This window comes from Flavobacterium limicola (assembly GCF_003634755.1).
GTDB lineage: Bacteria > Bacteroidota > Bacteroidia > Flavobacteriales > Flavobacteriaceae > Flavobacterium > Flavobacterium limicola.
Map to the genome: position 1 here is coordinate 44,016 of NZ_RBXA01000005.1, position 16,952 is coordinate 60,967.

The following is a 16,952-nucleotide window of genomic DNA, read 5'->3' on the forward strand; positions in this document are numbered from 1 at the left end:
GATTAATTATTTTTAAAAGATTTTTCGAATGGAACTCTATGCAAAATACTGCGTCCCAAAGTAACTTCATCCGCATATTCCAGTTCATCGCCTACCGAAATTCCTCTCGCAATTGTTGATATTATTATTTCACAATCGGCGATTTGTTTGTAGATATAAAAATTAGTCGTATCACCCTCCATCGTGGAGCTTAAAGCAAAAATAATCTCGTTTACACTTCCTGATTTAACTTTTTCGACTAAAGTAGTTATGTTTAATTGACTGGGACCAACGCCATCAATAGGAGAAATTTTACCTCCCAAAACATGATAAATCCCTCTAAATTGTCCTGTATTTTCAATTGCCATCACATCGCGAATATCCTCGACGATACAAATGATTTGGTGATTCCTGCTTTTATTGGCGCAAATTTCGCACATCATGCTATCCGAAATATTATGACAACTTGTACAATACTTAATATCTTCACGCATAGCGACCAAGGCTTGCGATAGAAATCCTGTTTGCTCTTTAGGTTGCTTCAATAAATGCAACACTAATCGCAGTGCCGTTCGTTTGCCAATTCCAGGCAGCTGAGACATTTCGTTAACTGCCTTTTCTATTAATTTCGAAGAAAATTCCATAACTGCAAAAGTAGTTAATTTGTCCCAATCGTTCGGGATAGATAATTTGAAAATTTGAAGATTATTTATGTAATTTGGCCAAATACAATATTCACACAATATGACTCCATTTGCCATTCTATCACTAATTGTAATCTACTTCGGAATTCTTTTTTTGATTTCGCATTTTGTAAGCAGAAAAGACAGCGGCAATGATGCTTTTTTCAAGGCCAATAAAAATTCCAAATGGTATTTAGTCGCTTTTGGAATGATTGGAACAGCACTTTCCGGTGTGACTTTTATTTCTGTTCCGGGAGAAGTTGGTTCTCCAAATGGGGAACAATTCAAATACTTTCAGTTTGTTCTGGGTAATGCGATTGGTTTCATCATTATTGCAAAAGTATTGCTACCGTTGTATTATCGGATGAATTTGACTTCGATTTACGGCTATATAGAACACCGATTAGGAATGTATTCTTATAAAACTGCTGCAACTATTTTCCTGATTAGCAGAACCATTGGATCAGCATTCCGGTTGTATCTTGTTGTGATTGTTTTACAACGCTTTGTTTTTGACTTTTATGGGATCCCATTTGCAGTTACGGTTCTGATTTCGCTGGCTTTGATATTTGCTTACACGTATCGAGGCGGATTGAAAACCATTATTATTACGGATACTTTACAAACCTTTTTCTTAGTTTCTTCTGTCTTTTTGACGATTTTCTTTATTTGCCGAAGTTTAAACTTGAATGCTTTTGAAGCCTTTGAAGCTGTAAAAAACAGCAATTATTCTAAAGTATTTTTCTTTGAGGATTTTGTGTCGAGTAAGTTTCATTTTGCAAAGCAAATTCTGGGAGGAATCTTTGTAACTATCGCCATGGTAGGTTTGGATCAGGATTTAATGCAGAAAAACCTAAGTTGCAAAAACATTGGCGAAGCCCAAAAAAACATGTTTACGTTCACTGGAATATTTGTAGGTATTAATATTTTTTTCCTCAGTGTGGGTGCTTTACTTTATATCTATGCGGCTAAAAACGGAATAGAAGTGCCAACCGATCTAGTTACCGGAAAACCCAGAACCGATTTACTGTTTCCTGAAATTGCCTTTAACCATTTAACACTTATTCCATCAGTCATTTTTCTATTAGGATTAACCGCAGCTACCTTTGCTACGACGGACTCCGCTTTAACTGCATTAACAACTTCGTTTTGTGTGGATTTTTTAGGAATGGATAAAACAGAAAATCTAAACAAGCCAAACGTAGTCAGAAATAGGCATCTTGTGCATATTGTCTTTTCGTTTTTAATGTTTTTGGTTATAATTTTCTTTAACTCAATTAATGACAGCTCTGTAGTGGGAATGATTTTTAGAGTTGCGTCCTATACGTATGGTCCGCTTTTGGGACTGTATTGTTTTGGATTGTTTGTAAAATCAAAAACGGTAAAAGACAAATTTGTTCCTATAATTTGCTTATTGTCTCCTGCTCTAACTTACTTTATCAGCGAAAATTCGAAGACTTTATTCTGGGGATATATTTTCGATAACGAATTGATTATCGTAAACGGGCTAATCACTTTTCTAGGTTTGTTGTTGATTAGCAAGAGTGCTACTTCTGAAACACGATTCTAGTTTTTAGCCCAGATAGCAGCGACATCCTTTTCTTGTTCCGTTTTTTTTTAACGGAACAAGAAAAGATATAGTGTATAGCTGGAATAGCTCCTAGAAAATTTAATATTGATTGGTAGCTAACAAAACTAACGTACAAGCTACTTCTACTTTAATATCGTTCAATTTCAACAATTGATAGAATTCTGGATTTTCAGTACCCGGATTGAAAATAACACGTTTTGGTTTTGCTTCGACGATATAATTGTAATAATCGCGTTGACGTGTTGGATTTAAATATAAGGTAACAGTATCGATATTTTTTAATGGAATGGCTTTAGTCTGGATTTTCACTCCTGCAACTTCGCCCGCATTTTGGCCTAATGCAAGAACGGAATGCCCTTTTTCTACTAACATATTTACGGCTTTGAAAGCGTAGCGCTCTGGTTTAGTTGTCGCTCCAAGAACCAATGTTTTTTTATTCTTTATCATTTTCTATAATTGTATTTGGCAAAAGTAATCAAAAAGGTTTATCCGTTTAGCAATTTTAAGGTTTACTTACACCTGCAATAAAAAACATTCGCCTAACATTAAAAAACAAAAAAAGAGTATTTTTACAATCTTAAAAATAAAATATGGATCTGTTTATTTATCTTTTTGTTGCCCTTTTTTCCGTTCTAAATCCTATTGGAACCGTTCCTATTTTTGTGGGACTTACGCAACACGACTCTAAAAAAGAGCGTTCCAGAATTTCTTTGTGGACGGCGATAAATGTATTTATCATTCTTATCGTCTCGTTTTTTATCGGGCAATATGTATTGCTTTTTTTTGGAATCAGCATTGATGCACTCCGAATTGCAGGTGGAATTATTATCGTGAGTTCTGGTTTTTCATTACTTTCTGGAAAATTCACTAAGAAGCGAGGTATTAATAAAAAAGCCGAAACTGACGCGCAACAAAGAAACGATATCGCCTTAACACCACTTGCAATACCAATGCTTGCCGGACCTGGTTCTATTTCCCTACTTATTGCTTTTTATCAGGAACACAATACCACGATGGAAATTATTATTTCTTCAATTGCTATTCTTGCCATTGCAGTAACCATTTTTCTTATTCTAAAAAGCGCTCATTATTTAGCAAAAATTCTTGGAGCATCCGGAATTGTAGCGATATCAAGAATTGTAGGTTTTATTGTAATTGCGATAGGAATTCAATATATAGTAAGTGCTATTATAAATATTATAAAAGGGAATCTTTCCTAAACTTAAATTACAACCATAAAAAAACCGGATATGATTTAGAATCGTATCCGGTTTTTTTATGTTTTTAATTTCTTGGTAAGAAAATCTCTGCCATCATACATCTGGCGCTTCCTCCACCGCAAGCTTCAATAGTATCTAGACTTGAACTCAAAATTTCAGCATGTTTTTCTAATTGTTCTATTTGTTTTGAAGTCAAACTTTGATGAGCTGCAGCACTCATAACCAAATATCGTTTATCATTTGCTCCACGAATTTCAAGCATATTTCCAGCAAAATTATTCATTTGAGCTTCGGTAATCAAAATGATTTCTTTTCCGTTTTCTTTCAGATTGTCCAAAACCATTTTGCGTTCTTTTTTATCATCGATACAATCCGAACAAATTACCGCAAAAGTTTCTCCTAAACACATCATCACATTAGTATGATAGATTAGTTTTCGCTCCGAATCAACCGTTTGAAAAGCTTCAAAAATCACTGGTGCATAATCAAAATCCTCACAGAATTCGATGAATAATTCTTCATCCGCTCTGGGAGATAATGCGCAATACGCTTTAGCATTTGCTCGGTCTAAAAGTAAACTTCCTGTTCCTTCCAAGAAAAATCCATCCTCTTCAGCGGAAGTATAATCTATAATATTGTGAATCACAAAACCTTTTTCTTCCAGTAAATCTAAAATCTCTTCGCGACGTTCTTGACGACGATTTTCAGCAAACATTGGATATAAAGCTACGTCACCATTTTCATGAAAAGAAATCCAATTGTTTGGAAAAATACTATCCGGAGTATCTGGATTCAACGTATCATCAACAACGGTAACATCAACACCAACTGCTGTCAATTTTTCGACAAAGGCATCAAATTCTTGTTGCGCTTTAGCATTTACAGTTGCCGGTAAAAGTCCGTCTAATACTTTTTGATAATAATTATTTACTGCCGTTTGTTCGTTCATTCTAAACGCAACTGGGCGAATCATCAATATGGAATTTGTCGTTTGTTTCATATATTTTTAGTTTAAAGTTTAATCGTTTAAAGTTCATTGTTGGTCAACGTTAACTTTAAACGATTAAACAAATATTTATTCTCTAATTAAAGGCAAAGTAGAACATCGCAATAATCCTTCTTGTTTTGCAATTTCTGCGTATGGAATTTCTTCTACGATAAAACCATTTGCACGCAACCAATTGTTAAGTCGGGTAAAATTTCTTTCTGAAACAACAACATTCGTATCGATAGAAAAAACATTGGAATTCATATTGTACATTTCGTCTCTCGTAATATGAAATAGGTTTTCTTTTCCAAAAAGATTTACCAAAAACAAATAATCTGCTTCTTCACGGAAACCATTTTTATAGATAATTCCTTTGTCATTCCCGACAGACTGAAAACAACAATCTAAATGCAATGCATTGTCACGGGCTTCAATTTTAGATTTTACCAAATCGAATTCTTTGACAATCTTATTTGGAAACAAATCTTTTATGTATTGCACTCCTTGTAAATTCGTTCTTGCTGTAATGTAATCTTTGTAATCACTTCCTTTATAGGTTCCAATAAAAATATAATCGTTCCACAACATAACATCACCACCTTCTATGTGAACTTCATCTGGAGGACGCACCACTTTTTTAGCATCAATTTGTTCAATTATATATTGGATTGCATCCAGTTCGCGTTCTCTGTCTGGTAAAATATTTGATTTTATAAAAACATCATCAATCACGAAACCAATGTCTCTGGTGAATATCTGATTGTAATTCTCAATCATTTCGGGACGATAAACAGTCACGTTATATTTTTTCAGAACGGCGCTAAATGCTTCCATTTCATTCACCATGTCTTTTTCGTGAGGATAAGTACCTGCAAGTATGTGTTCTAATGATTTTGGGTCGTAAGCTTCTTCAACCTTAGGCGTAGGTCCATTATTGACTGCTGAACCCAGCACTACAGCTCGGAGCCTCGATGTTTCATTCTTTATATTTAACTCTAACATGTATTTTTAGCTTTTGGCAAATATAAAAAAAGCTTCACAAATTAGTGAAGCTTTTTAAATTGAATTTATCTTTTCTCAGATGGTACAAAGTCTCTCAAAGGATGCCCTGTATAAATCTGTCTTGGTCTTCCGATAGGCTCTTTATTTTCTCGCATCTCTTTCCATTGTGCGATCCAACCCGGTAAACGTCCTATAGCAAACATTACTGTAAACATGTCTGTAGGAATACCTAAAGCTCTATAAATAATTCCAGAATAGAAATCTACATTTGGATATAAGTTTCTTGATTTGAAGTACTCATCCTCTAAAGCTGATTCTTCTAATTTTTTTGCAATCGCAAGAATTGGATCATCTACTCCTAAAGTCGCTAAAACTTCGTTAGCTGCTTTTTTAATGATTTTTGCTCTTGGATCAAAGTTTTTGTAAACTCTGTGACCAAAACCCATTAATCTAAATGGATCGTTTTTGTCTTTGGCTTTAGCCAAATATTTATCAGCATCACCACCAGTTGCATGAATCTCCTCTAACATTTCAAGAACAGCCTGATTTGCTCCACCGTGTAATGGTCCCCAAAGTGCAGAAACACCCGCAGAGATAGAAGCAAATAGTCCGGCATGTGAAGACCCAACCATTCTTACTGTAGATGTTGAGCAGTTTTGCTCGTGATCTCCGTGAAGAATAAAAAGTTTATCCAAAGCATCAATAACAATAGGATTAGGTGTATAAGGTCCAGTAGGCAATTCAAACATTAAATGCATAAAATTTTCCACATATCCTTTTGTATTATCGTAATAATTTAACGGATAACCCATACTTTTTCTATAAGTCCAAGTTGCAATCACAAGGAATTTACCCATTGTTTTACACACTGCCTCGTACATTTCTTTCTCATTGTCAACATTCACTGATTTAGGGTTGAATGCTGTTAATGCACTTGTCAAAGCGGCCAAAACACCCATAGGATGAGCTGTTTTAGGAAAACCATCTATGATGTTTTTCATTTCTTCATTGACTAATGTATATTTTCTAATATCGTTTTCAAATTGCTCTAACTGCTTAACAGTAGGCAATTCTCCAAAAATTAATAGATAAGAGACTTCAAGAAAGTGAGCTTTTTCTGCTAAATCTTCTATTGAATACCCTCTGTATCTTAAAATGCCAAGTTCTCCATCAAGAAAAGTGATTTCACTTTTACAAGAACCTGAATTTTTATAACCTGGATCAAGGGTTATAACCCCAGAAAGATCACGTAATTTACTAATATCGACAGCTGATTCATTTTCACTTCCTGTAATAACTGGAAGTTCAAATACCTTACCATCTATTTCTAATTTTGCTATTTTTGACATAATATAATTGAAAATAAACTTTTAAAATAATAATTTCTCAAATCTAAGGAATTAAACACTAATTAAAAAGAGAATAACACAATGAAATTGTTAAATATTACAAAAAAAAGCCACTCACACAAGGCGAATGGCTTTATATAAAAAAACCGTAAGAATTATTTTATTTTGAAAGCATTTTTACCAGGAAAATAAGCTGTATTCCCTAACTCCTCTTCAATTCTTAATAATTGATTGTATTTAGCCATACGATCAGAACGAGAAGCTGAACCAGTTTTAATTTGACCACAGTTTAAAGCTACTGCTAAGTCTGCAATTGTATTGTCTTCCGTCTCTCCTGAACGGTGTGACATCACTGACGTATATCCTGCATTTTTAGCCATATTAACAGCTGCAATCGTTTCTGTCAATGTTCCAATTTGGTTTACTTTAATAAGGATTGAATTAGCGATTCCTTTTTCAATACCAGTAGCTAGACGCTCCACATTGGTAACAAATAAATCATCCCCAACTAATTGTACTTTATCACCAATTTTATCTGTAAGCAATTTCCATCCTTCCCAGTCATTTTCATCCATTCCATCTTCAATAGAAATGATAGGATATTTAGCAACTAATTCAGCTAAATACTCTACTTGCTCTGCAGAAGATCTAACTTTACCTGTTTCCCCTTCAAATTTAGTGTAATCGTATTTTCCATTGACATAAAACTCCGCAGCAGCGCAATCCAAAGCGATCATGATTTCATCTCCAAAAGTATATCCTGCAGTTTCAACCGCTTTTTTGATAGTATCTAAAGCATCTTCAGTTCCTCCAGCTAGATTTGGTGCAAAACCACCTTCATCACCCACCGCTGTAGAAAGTCCTCTATCGTGCAATACTTTTTTCAAGCTATGAAAAATTTCAGTTCCCATTTGCATCGCATGTGAAAACGAAGTTGCTTTCACAGGGAAAATCATAAATTCCTGAAATGCGATAGGCGCATCAGAATGTGACCCTCCGTTGATAATATTCATCATTGGAACTGGTAATGTATTTGCAGAAACACCACCTACGTATCTATATAATGGCAATCCTAATTCATTCGCAGCCGCTTTTGCAACAGCAAGAGAAACACCTAAAATTGCATTTGCTCCTAAATTAGATTTATTTGGTGTACCATCTAAATCGATCATCATCTGATCAATAAGATTTTGTTCAAAAACAGAAACTCCTAAAAGTTCTTCAGAAATAACAGTATTAACATTTTTCACTGCATTCAAAACTCCTTTTCCAAGAAATGCTTTTCCTCCATCACGTAATTCAACCGCTTCATGTTCTCCAGTAGATGCTCCAGATGGCACTGCAGCTCTTCCTAAAACTCCATTATCTGTAATTACATCTACTTCTATTGTAGGATTTCCTCTTGAATCGAAAATTTGTCTTGCGTGAATTTTGATAATAATACTCATATACTAAAATTTTAAATTTTAAAATACAAATATATTCTATCTTTTGGAATGATTTTATGAAAATAATGAATGTTATTAACGAAAACGTTATAATTTTTTTTACAAACAAAACATTTCTACTTTTTTAGAATTTATTTTTTCACTAACTGTTATTTTTTTCTGTTATTTAAAATTAAATAAAAACAATAACACTATTTTCATCAAAACATAACAGTACCAACCAGAAATCCAGATCATTGAATTTAAAAAAAAATTAAATTTAAGAACACTGATTATCAGTTATTTATATTAATTTTATAAATGCTTTTTAAAAACACTCACATTACAAATAGTTTTTTTTTGAAAAGTTTTATTGCTTAATCTGAAAACAAAAAATGTGATGGAAACTATAAAAAACCTTAACAATTTAATCAATTCTAGTGAAATAATAGAATTATTGACTAGAACATCAACTCCATTAGAAAATACGGACGATTTAGACCCATTAATTGACTATATAGGAGATGCAAAATATGTTCTTCTAGGAGAAGCCTCACATGGCACGCATGAATATTACACTTGGAGGGCAAAAATCACACAACGACTCATTCAGGAAAAAGGATTCTCGTTTGTAGGAGTCGAGGGAGATTGGCCGGACTGTTACCGATTGAATCGTTTTGCAAAAGGATATTTAGATTCCGGAAAAGACATCTTTAGCGTTATGAATGAGTTTAAAAGATGGCCTACTTGGATGTGGGCAAATTGGGAAACAACAGCATTCATAGATTGGCTCAAGGTATACAACGAAAGCTTATCTGCTGATAAAAGAATCGGATTTTACGGATTAGATGTATACAGTTTTAGAGAATCCATGAACTCAATCGTTCAATATCTAGAAAAAAATGACCCAAAAGCACTCGCAATTGCAAAAACTGCTATGAAATGTTTTGAACCATACAATAAAGACGAAGGTCAATCTTATGCCAGAGCTTCTTCATACATTCCTGAATTATGTGAGAAAGAAATACTGCACATGCTTACGGAAATCATTAAAAACGCACCCAATTACAATCACGATGCTGAAAATGCTCTGAGCACAGAGCAAAATGCATTTATTGCCAGAAATGCCGAAAAGTATTATCGCGCCATGATAAAAAGGGGTTCCGCCTCTTGGAATATTCGTGACGAACACATGGTTTCCACGATACAACGCCTTATGAAATTCCACGGAAAGGATGCGAAAATAATTGTTTGGGAACACAACACCCACATCGGCGATGCGCGTGCTACAGAAATGGCTTCAGGAGGGATGGTAAATGTAGGGCAGCTGCTGAGAGAAGAATATTTGACTGATGGAGTAGTTGCTGTAGGATTTGGATCTTACAAAGGAAGTGTCATAGCTGGAAGAGAATGGGGCGATTCTATGCGGAAAATAAAAGTTCCAGAAGCCGTGGAAGGAAGTTGGGAACATGCCTTTCATCTTGCTGGCAATGGCAAAAACAAATTGTTATTAATGAATAAAGTAAAGAGCGAAAAATGCCTTTCTTCCTATATAGGACATCGTGCAATAGGTGTTGTTTATAATCCAGAGCATGAAAGATTCGGAAATTACGTTCCTACAATACTACCCAAAAGATACGATGCTTTTATTTTTCTAGACGAAACAAGTGCATTACATCCCATACATATCCAACCGGCCGGAAATCAAATACCCGAAACCTATCCCTTTGGTATGTAAGTATACTGTATATAAAAAAGGGTTTGACTTTCAATTAAGTCAAACCGCTTTTTTTTAATATCTAATCTTGGAAATTATTCCAAGATTAACCTTTTATATTCTCTATAAATTGATCAAATAAATAAGAAGAATCATGTGGTCCTGGGCTTGCTTCTGGATGATATTGAACGGAGAAACAATTTTTGTTTTTCATACGCATCCCTGCAACCGTTCCATCATTTAGATGAAGATGTGTAATTTCTAAATCAGGATGATTATCTAATTCTTCTTTGTTAACAGCAAAACCATGATTTTGAGAAGTGATTTCTCCTTTTCCGGTAATGATATTTTTAACAGGATGATTGATTCCTCTGTGCCCGTTAAACATTTTATAAGTCGAAATTCCGTTGGCCAAACCAATTACTTGATGTCCCAAACAGATTCCAAATAAAGGCTTATTATTTACCAAAATCTCTTTTGCTACTTGAATAGCTCCAGAAAGTGGCTCTGGATCACCAGGTCCATTAGATAAAAAATATCCATCCGGGTTAAAAGCAGCTAAATCTTGGTAAGAAGAATCAAAAGGAAATACTTTGATGTAACAATCTCTTTTGGCAAGGTTGCGAAGGATATTCATTTTTATTCCTAAATCAAGTACTGCTATTTTATAGGTTGCATTTTCATCACCAAAAAAGTAAGGTTCTGTAGTTGAAACTTTAGAAGCCAATTCCAAACCTTTCATATCCGGAACTTTTGCCAGTGCAATTTTTAGTTCTTCTATTGGAGTTTCGTCTGTGCAAATGACTGCATTCATAGCACCATTGTCACGAATGTAACTCACCAAAGCACGAGTATCTACGTCAGATATACAGATTAGGTTTTGTTTATTAAAATAATCTTCTAAACTCCCTGAAGCATCTTCACGAGAATAATTGAAGCTAAAGTTTTTACAAACCAATCCAGATATTTTAATACTTTGTGATTCAACTTCTGAATCGTTTACCCCATAATTTCCAATATGTGCATTAGTAGCTACCATTAATTGACCAAAATAAGAAGGGTCAGTGAATATTTCTTGGTAACCTGTCATTCCTGTATTAAAACAAACTTCTCCAAAAGTAGTTCCACTGATTCCAATAGATTTTCCGTGGAATATGGTCCCGTCACTTAATAAAAGAATTGCTTTTTGTCGTGTTGTGTATTTCATTAGTTGATTTCTATTAATTTTATAATAGTCTCATGTAACTCGAAAGAACTCGTTTCATGTGTAGTTAAATATTTTGCAAATTTAATTTTTAAAAACAGTGAATCCAATGTTTTTTTAAAAATTTATGCTTTTCAACTTTTCTTGTTTAAGGAAAAAGTTTTAAACTAGCCCCGATTACTTCACTTAGTTTTTATTTTCATAGGACCTCAGTGAACTTTGTTTGAAGTGGAAATCCTTTTTCTTTTTTCTTTAGAAAAAAAGGTTACTTCTTAACATTCATTTTAAGCGGAGTTCAGTTAACTTCGTTTGCAACGGAAAGCGGGACAATTAGTTCTTAAAAACTCGAAATGTTATGCTCCGAAAAAAACAAAAAAAAAGGATAAACTATAAATAGCTTATCCTTGATTTTTATTGAATGATTATTTTCATAATTACTCAGCAGTCTCAGTAGTTGTTTCAGTTTCAGCAGCTGGAGCTTCAGTAGCTTCATCTTTCTTAGCTTTACCACCACGACGGCTTTTTGCTTTTTTAACTTCTTTTTTACCACCATTGTAAAGTTCATTAAAATCTACTAGTTCGATCATTGCCATATCAGCATTATCTCCTAAACGATTTCCAACTTTAATGATACGAGTGTATCCACCTGGACGGTCTCCTACTTTAGCAGCTACGTCTCTGAACAAGTCAGTTACCGCATATTTGCTACGTAAATAAGCAAAAACGATACGACGATTGTGAGTCGTATCTTCTTTTGATTTTGTTATAAGCGGCTCAACGAATTGTTTAAGTGCTTTTGCTTTAGCAACAGTAGTGTTAATACGTTTGTGCTCGATAAGAGAACAAGCCATATTAGCTAACATAGATTTTCTATGTGCAGTCTGTCTGCTTAAGTGATTGAATTTTTTTCCGTGTCTCATTGCTATGTAAATTTAAACCTTGCGGCTTAGATTATTCTTTATCTAGTTTGTATTTTGCTAAATCCATACCGAAGTTCAAATTTTTAACTGCAACAAGTTCATCAAGTTCAGTTAAAGATTTTTTACCAAAATTACGGAATTTCATTAGGTCATTTTTATTGAACGATACTAAATCACCAAGTGTATCAACTTCAGCCGCTTTCAAACAATTTAATGCTCTTACAGAAAGATCCATATCAACAAGCTTAGTTTTAAGCAATTGTCTCATGTGCAATGACTCTTCATCATATGATTCTGTTTGTGCAATTTCGTCAGCCTCGAGTGTAATTCTTTCGTCAGAAAACAACATGAAGTGGTGAATTAAAACTTTTGCAGCTTCAGTAAGAGCATCTTTAGGATTGATAGAACCATCAGTTTTTATTTCAAAAACTAATTTTTCGTAATCTGTTTTTTGCTCTACACGGAAGTTTTCAATAGCATATTTTACATTTTTTACCGGAGTAAAAATTGAATCTGTAAAAATAGTTCCAATTGCAGCATTCTGCTTTTTGTTTTCTTCAGCAGGAACATAGCCTCTACCTTTTTCGATTGCTAAATCGAAATTAAGTTTGATTTTACTGTCTAAATTACAGATAACTAGTTCTGGATTCAAAACTTGGAAACCTGAAATAAATTTTTGAAAATCACCAGCTGTTAATTGGTCTTTACCTGAAACAGAAATAGTAACTGATTCATTATCGATGTCTTCAATTTGACGTTTGAAACGTACTTGTTTAAGATTAAGGATAATTTCGGTAACGTCTTCAACAACTCCTGAAATAGTAGAAAACTCATGATCTACACCTTCAATGCGAACAGATGTAATTGCATAACCTTCTAATGCTGAAAGCAAAACTCTTCTAAGTGCATTACCAACGGTCAATCCGTAACCAGGTTCTAAAGGTCTGAATTCAAATTTACCTTCAAAATCGGTTGAATCGATCATGATAACTTTATCGGGCTTCTGAAAATTAAATATTGCCATAAATTTCGACTAAGTCAATTATTATTTGTTGTACAACTCTACGATTAATTGTTCTTTAATGTTTTCTGGGATTTGAAGTCTCGCAGGTACAGAAACGAAAGTACCTTCTTTGATATCATTATTCCAAGTAATCCATTCATAAACATGACTTGAATTAGATAAAGAACGTTCGATAGCTTCTAAAGATTTAGATTTTTCACGAACTGCAACTTTATCACCAGGCTTAAGGTGGTAAGAAGCAATATTTACAACATCACCGTTAACAGTGATATGTCTGTGAGAAACAAGTTGTCTCGCTCCTCTTCTTGAAGGGGCAATACCCATTCTAAAAACAACGTTATCTAATCTTGCTTCACACAATTGTAAAAGAACCTCACCAGTAACACCTTTAGTAGCTGATGCTTTTTTGAATAAACCTCTGAATTGTTTTTCTAAAATTCCGTAAGAATATTTAGCTTTTTGTTTCTCCATTAACTGGATAGCAAATTCAGATTTTTTACCTCTTTTTTTAGCCATCCCGTGTTGTCCGGGTGGATAATTTCTTCTTTCGAAAGCTTTGTCGTCTCCGAAAATTGCTTCGCCAAATTTACGGGCGATTCTTGTACTTGGACCAGTATATCTTGCCATTTTAAATTGTTTAAGATTGAGGTTATGAATTCAGGTCTTATCCTTCAATAACCGATATTCAATCTAGGTTATACTATGATTATTTTTGAGTATTAAACTCTACGTCTTTTTGGAGGACGACATCCGTTGTGAGGCATTGGAGTAACATCGATAATCTCTGTAACTTCAATTCCACCGTTATGCAAAGAACGGATAGCAGACTCACGTCCGTTTCCTGGTCCTTTTACATAAACCTTTACTTTTTTAAGTCCAGCTTCAAGAGCTACTTTACTACAATCTTCTGCTGCCATTTGGGCTGCGTATGGAGTATTCTTTTTAGAACCTCTAAAACCCATTTTACCAGCTGATGACCAAGAAATAACTTCACCTTTTTTGTTTGTCAAAGAAATGATGATATTGTTAAAAGTAGCAGAAATATGAGCTTCTCCCGTTGATTCAACGATAACTTTACGTTTTTTTGCAGTTGCTTTAGCCATATTACTTATTATTTAGTTGCTTTTTTCTTGTTGGCAACAGTTTTTCTTTTACCTTTTCTTGTTCTAGAGTTATTCTTAGTTCTTTGTCCTCTTAAAGGAAGACCAGTTCTATGACGGATACCTCTATAACAACCAATATCCATTAAACGTTTGATGTTTAAAGAAACTTCCGAACGTAATTCTCCTTCAATTTTAAAAGCTGATACCGCCTCACGAATTGCTCCGATCTCGTCATCATTCCAATCTTGAACTTTTTTATCTTGGCTAACTTGAGCTTTTTCTAAAATCTCAATAGCTCTACTATTTCCTAATCCGAAGATGTAGGTAAGTGCTATAACACCTCTCTTATTTTTCGGGATATCTACCCCTGCTATTCTTGCCATAATTATCCTTGTCTTTGTTTAAATCTAGGATTCTTTTTGTTTATTACGTACAATCTCCCTTTTCTTCGCACAATTTTGCACTCGGGACTTCTCTTTTTTACTGAAGCTCTAACTTTCATTTTGAATATCCTTTAATATCTATAAGTAATTCTTGCTTTTGACAAATCGTAAGGGCTCATTTCTAGTTTCACTTTATCACCAGGTAATAATTTGATGTAATGCATACGCATTTTTCCAGATATGTGGGCGATTACAATATGTCCATTTTCTAACTCTACACGGAACATCGCATTTGATAATGCTTCAATGATTGATCCGTCTTGTTCTATTGCTGATTGTTTTGCCATAAGTTAAGCTACTGCTTTTCTATTTTTACCACTTTTCATTAAACCATCATAATGTTTATTCAACAAGTATGAATTGATTTGTTGCATCGTGTCTATGGCAACTCCAACCATAATTATTAATGAAGTACCTCCAAAAAACATTGCCCAAGATTGTTGAACATCCATAACACTCACAACAATTGCTGGGAACACAGCTATCAAAGCAAGAAATAAAGATCCTGGAAAAGTTATTAAAGACATCACTTTATCAAGATAATCAGAAGTTTCAACTCCAGGTCTAATACCCGGAATAAAACCACCACTTCTCTTTAAATCATCAGACATTTTATTAGTAGGAACTGTGATTGCAGTATAAAAGAATGTAAATACAATTATTAAAGTTGCAAATACAAAATTATACCAAAAACCAAACATATTACTAAAAGCGCCAACGATTGATTGTGATGCATCTGATTTAGACAAACCTGCTAAGGCTGCTGGAATAAACATAATTGCTTGCGCAAAAATTATTGGCATAACCCCAGAAGCATTAAGCTTCAAAGGAATCCATTGTCTGTTTCCACCCAACATGTCTTGTTCAAAATCACCTGATGTTGTACGACGCGCATATTGAACAGGAATCTTCCTGATCGCCATAACCAATAGCACACAACAAATGATAACTAATAACCAAATGATAATTTCAATAACTAACAACATCGGTCCACCATTATTATTGGTAACTCTTGTTGTAAACTCTTGAATAAAAGCCTGAGGTAATCTAGCCAAAATTCCAACCATGATTAACAAAGAAATACCATTTCCAATTCCTTTATCAGTAATTTTTTCTCCTAACCACATGGCAAAAATTGTCCCTGTAACTAAAATAACAACTGAAGAAAATAAGAATTCAAATGAATTGAATCCCAATAAAAATGCATTACTAGGTAACGTTCTATATAAATTATAGATATAAGTTGGACCTTGAACTAAAGTAATTCCTATTGTCAACCAACGAGTAATTTGATTAATCTTTTTTCTACCGCTTTCTCCATCACTTTGAAGTTTTTGCAAATAAGGAATCGCAATTCCCATTAACTGAACAACAATAGAAGCAGAAATATAAGGCATAATTCCTAAAGCAAAAACAGAAGCTTGAGAAAATGCACCTCCAGTAAACATGTCAAGAATTGAACCAATTCCTTCTTTAGTTTGCCCAGCTAAATTACCTAACTGTGTAGCGTCAATACCTGGCAGGGTTACTTGAGCCCCAAAACGATACACTAAAAGCAGACCCAATGTTATTAGGATTCTATTTTTCAGTTCCTCGATTTTCCAAACATTACTTATTGATTCAATAAATTTCTTCATATTAATTGAAAAATTACATTGTTACAGCTTCTCCACCAGCAGCTTCAATAGCAGCTTTTGCAGTAGCAGTAAATTTGTGAGCGGTTACTTTTAATTTTGCTGTCAATTCACCTCTACCTAAAATCTTAACGATTTCATTTTTAGTAGCTAAACGATTAGCAACATAAACTGTCATATCAACAGTATCTTTAATAACACCGTTATCAACTAAAAGTTGAAGTGTATCAAGATTTACACCTTCGTAATCTTTACGATTGATGTTTGTAAAACCAAACTTAGGCACACGTCTTTGAAGTGGCATTTGCCCACCTTCAAAACCAATCTTTTTAGAATAACCAGAACGAGATTTTGCTCCTTTGTGACCTCTTGCAGAAGTACCACCTTTTCCAGAACCTTCTCCTCTACCTAATCTTTTATTTTGATTGTGTGTAGAACCTTCAGCAGGTTGTAAGTTACTTAAATTCATAACAGTATTTGTTATTTAGCTTCTTCAACAGAAACTAAGTGTTTAACTTTATTTATCATCCCAAGGATTGTAGGGTTTGAATCATGCTCTACAACTTGTCCCATTTTACGTAGACCTAAAGCTTCTAATCCTCTCTTTTGAGTAAGAGGACAGTTGATTTTGCTTCTAACTTGTTTTACTAATAATTTAGCCATAATTT

Annotated in this window: 20 protein-coding genes; 3 read left to right on the forward strand and 17 right to left on the reverse strand. The window is 34.0% G+C overall.

Annotated elements, in window-relative coordinates:
- Positions 1–2 precede the first annotated feature (2 nt).
- A complete protein-coding gene (recR, locus tag BC952_RS13920) occupies positions 3–623 on the reverse strand; it encodes a recombination mediator RecR (RefSeq protein ID WP_121366221.1) in 621 nt (206 codons plus the stop codon).
- Positions 624–723: 100 nt separating this feature from the next.
- On the opposite strand from recR, the gene BC952_RS13925 reads away from it, so the two are divergent.
- Positions 724–2,232, forward strand: coding sequence for a sodium:solute symporter (locus BC952_RS13925; RefSeq protein WP_121366222.1), 1,509 nt, complete (start codon positions 724–726; stop codon positions 2,230–2,232).
- A gap of 99 nt (positions 2,233–2,331) precedes the next feature.
- On the opposite strand, the gene BC952_RS13930 is transcribed toward BC952_RS13925, so the two are convergent.
- Positions 2,332–2,697, reverse strand: coding sequence for a CoA-binding protein (locus BC952_RS13930; RefSeq protein WP_091173917.1), 366 nt, complete (start codon positions 2,695–2,697; stop codon positions 2,332–2,334).
- Positions 2,698–2,843: 146 nt separating this feature from the next.
- On the opposite strand from BC952_RS13930, the gene BC952_RS13935 reads away from it, so the two are divergent.
- Positions 2,844–3,473 (forward strand): MarC family NAAT transporter, encoded by a 630-nt coding sequence (locus BC952_RS13935; protein ID WP_091173749.1) that lies wholly within the window; start codon positions 2,844–2,846, stop codon positions 3,471–3,473.
- Positions 3,474–3,537: 64 nt separating this feature from the next.
- Here the strand turns inward: BC952_RS13935 and ctlX are convergent, their stop codons facing one another.
- The 4 genes from ctlX to eno all read right to left on the reverse strand — a co-directional run bounded on the left by ctlX (position 3,538) and on the right by eno (position 8,260).
- Complete coding sequence (ctlX, locus tag BC952_RS13940; protein WP_121366223.1) at positions 3,538–4,473, reverse strand: citrulline utilization hydrolase CtlX; 936 nt, start codon at positions 4,471–4,473, stop codon at positions 3,538–3,540.
- A gap of 75 nt (positions 4,474–4,548) precedes the next feature.
- Positions 4,549–5,463 (reverse strand): dimethylarginine dimethylaminohydrolase family protein, encoded by a 915-nt coding sequence (locus BC952_RS13945; protein ID WP_121366224.1) that lies wholly within the window; start codon positions 5,461–5,463, stop codon positions 4,549–4,551.
- Between the two features lie 65 nt (positions 5,464–5,528).
- Positions 5,529–6,812, reverse strand: a complete 1,284-nt coding sequence (locus tag BC952_RS13950; protein WP_121366225.1) for a citrate synthase — start codon at positions 6,810–6,812, stop codon at positions 5,529–5,531.
- Between the two features lie 155 nt (positions 6,813–6,967).
- A complete protein-coding gene (gene eno / locus BC952_RS13955; RefSeq protein WP_121366226.1) occupies positions 6,968–8,260 on the reverse strand; it encodes a phosphopyruvate hydratase in 1,293 nt (430 codons plus the stop codon).
- 379 nt (positions 8,261–8,639) lie between these two features.
- On the opposite strand from eno, the gene BC952_RS13960 reads away from it, so the two are divergent.
- Positions 8,640–9,977 (forward strand): erythromycin esterase family protein, encoded by a 1,338-nt coding sequence (locus tag BC952_RS13960; protein ID WP_121366247.1) that lies wholly within the window; start codon positions 8,640–8,642, stop codon positions 9,975–9,977.
- Positions 9,978–10,062: 85 nt separating this feature from the next.
- On the opposite strand, the gene carA is transcribed toward BC952_RS13960, so the two are convergent.
- The 11 genes from carA to rpmD form a co-directional block, all read right to left on the reverse strand.
- Entirely contained in the window at positions 10,063–11,163 is a 1,101-nt protein-coding gene (gene carA, locus BC952_RS13965; RefSeq protein WP_121366227.1) for a glutamine-hydrolyzing carbamoyl-phosphate synthase small subunit, read from the reverse strand.
- Between the two features lie 431 nt (positions 11,164–11,594).
- Complete coding sequence (gene rplQ, locus BC952_RS13970) at positions 11,595–12,080, reverse strand: 50S ribosomal protein L17 (protein ID WP_091173723.1); 486 nt, start codon at positions 12,078–12,080, stop codon at positions 11,595–11,597.
- A 31-nt stretch (positions 12,081–12,111) separates the two neighbouring features.
- Positions 12,112–13,104 (reverse strand): DNA-directed RNA polymerase subunit alpha, encoded by a 993-nt coding sequence (locus BC952_RS13975; RefSeq protein WP_121366228.1) that lies wholly within the window; start codon positions 13,102–13,104, stop codon positions 12,112–12,114.
- Positions 13,105–13,125: 21 nt separating this feature from the next.
- On the reverse strand, positions 13,126–13,731 hold the full coding sequence (rpsD, locus tag BC952_RS13980) for a 30S ribosomal protein S4 (RefSeq protein WP_113636693.1): 606 nt from the start codon (positions 13,729–13,731) through the stop codon (positions 13,126–13,128).
- Between the two features lie 92 nt (positions 13,732–13,823).
- Entirely contained in the window at positions 13,824–14,207 is a 384-nt protein-coding gene (rpsK, locus tag BC952_RS13985; RefSeq protein ID WP_024981527.1) for a 30S ribosomal protein S11, read from the reverse strand.
- Between the two features lie 8 nt (positions 14,208–14,215).
- The gene (rpsM, locus tag BC952_RS13990) at positions 14,216–14,590 is read right to left on the reverse strand and encodes a 30S ribosomal protein S13 (protein ID WP_073210387.1); all 375 of its coding nucleotides are present in this window, start codon (positions 14,588–14,590) and stop codon (positions 14,216–14,218) included.
- A 2-nt stretch (positions 14,591–14,592) separates the two neighbouring features.
- Positions 14,593–14,709 carry a type B 50S ribosomal protein L36 gene (ykgO, locus tag BC952_RS13995; protein ID WP_008992256.1) on the reverse strand — a complete coding sequence of 39 codons (117 nt, stop codon included), beginning with the start codon at positions 14,707–14,709 and terminating at the stop codon, positions 14,593–14,595.
- A gap of 12 nt (positions 14,710–14,721) precedes the next feature.
- Complete coding sequence (infA, locus tag BC952_RS14000) at positions 14,722–14,937, reverse strand: translation initiation factor IF-1 (protein WP_007136545.1); 216 nt, start codon at positions 14,935–14,937, stop codon at positions 14,722–14,724.
- Positions 14,938–14,940: 3 nt separating this feature from the next.
- Positions 14,941–16,287: a preprotein translocase subunit SecY gene (gene secY / locus BC952_RS14005; RefSeq protein ID WP_091173712.1), complete on the reverse strand. Its 1,347-nt coding sequence runs from the start codon at positions 16,285–16,287 to the stop codon at positions 14,941–14,943.
- Between the two features lie 13 nt (positions 16,288–16,300).
- Positions 16,301–16,753, reverse strand: a complete 453-nt coding sequence (rplO, locus tag BC952_RS14010) for a 50S ribosomal protein L15 (RefSeq protein WP_066081007.1) — start codon at positions 16,751–16,753, stop codon at positions 16,301–16,303.
- An 11-nt stretch (positions 16,754–16,764) separates the two neighbouring features.
- Complete coding sequence (rpmD, locus tag BC952_RS14015; RefSeq protein ID WP_027310825.1) at positions 16,765–16,947, reverse strand: 50S ribosomal protein L30; 183 nt, start codon at positions 16,945–16,947, stop codon at positions 16,765–16,767.
- Positions 16,948–16,952 lie beyond the last annotated feature (5 nt).

Bases quoted from the DNA above. Each gene is read 5' to 3' on its own strand.
- ctlX (WP_121366223.1), bottom strand. From the start codon at position 4,473: ATGAAACAAACGACAAATTCCATATTGATGATTCGCCCAGTTGCGTTT.
- BC952_RS13935 (WP_091173749.1), top strand. From the start codon at position 2,844: ATGGATCTGTTTATTTATCTTTTTGTTGCCCTTTTTTCCGTTCTAAAT.
- rpsM (WP_073210387.1), bottom strand. From the start codon at position 14,590: ATGGCAAGAATAGCAGGGGTAGATATCCCGAAAAATAAGAGAGGTGTT.
- secY (WP_091173712.1), bottom strand. From the start codon at position 16,287: ATGAAGAAATTTATTGAATCAATAAGTAATGTTTGGAAAATCGAGGAA.
- carA (WP_121366227.1), bottom strand. From the start codon at position 11,163: ATGAAATACACAACACGACAAAAAGCAATTCTTTTATTAAGTGACGGG.
- rpmD (WP_027310825.1), bottom strand. From the start codon at position 16,947: ATGGCTAAATTATTAGTAAAACAAGTTAGAAGCAAAATCAACTGTCCT.
- rplQ (WP_091173723.1), bottom strand. From the start codon at position 12,080: ATGAGACACGGAAAAAAATTCAATCACTTAAGCAGACAGACTGCACAT.
- BC952_RS13925 (WP_121366222.1), top strand. From the start codon at position 724: ATGACTCCATTTGCCATTCTATCACTAATTGTAATCTACTTCGGAATT.
- BC952_RS13950 (WP_121366225.1), bottom strand. From the start codon at position 6,812: ATGTCAAAAATAGCAAAATTAGAAATAGATGGTAAGGTATTTGAACTT.
- eno (WP_121366226.1), bottom strand. From the start codon at position 8,260: ATGAGTATTATTATCAAAATTCACGCAAGACAAATTTTCGATTCAAGA.
- rplO (WP_066081007.1), bottom strand. From the start codon at position 16,753: ATGAATTTAAGTAACTTACAACCTGCTGAAGGTTCTACACACAATCAA.
- BC952_RS13975 (WP_121366228.1), bottom strand. From the start codon at position 13,104: ATGGCAATATTTAATTTTCAGAAGCCCGATAAAGTTATCATGATCGAT.
- rpsK (WP_024981527.1), bottom strand. From the start codon at position 14,207: ATGGCTAAAGCAACTGCAAAAAAACGTAAAGTTATCGTTGAATCAACG.
- BC952_RS13945 (WP_121366224.1), bottom strand. From the start codon at position 5,463: ATGTTAGAGTTAAATATAAAGAATGAAACATCGAGGCTCCGAGCTGTA.
- recR (WP_121366221.1), bottom strand. From the start codon at position 623: ATGGAATTTTCTTCGAAATTAATAGAAAAGGCAGTTAACGAAATGTCT.
- ykgO (WP_008992256.1), bottom strand. From the start codon at position 14,709: ATGAAAGTTAGAGCTTCAGTAAAAAAGAGAAGTCCCGAGTGCAAAATT.
- infA (WP_007136545.1), bottom strand. From the start codon at position 14,937: ATGGCAAAACAATCAGCAATAGAACAAGACGGATCAATCATTGAAGCA.
- rpsD (WP_113636693.1), bottom strand. From the start codon at position 13,731: ATGGCAAGATATACTGGTCCAAGTACAAGAATCGCCCGTAAATTTGGC.
- BC952_RS13960 (WP_121366247.1), top strand. From the start codon at position 8,640: ATGGAAACTATAAAAAACCTTAACAATTTAATCAATTCTAGTGAAATA.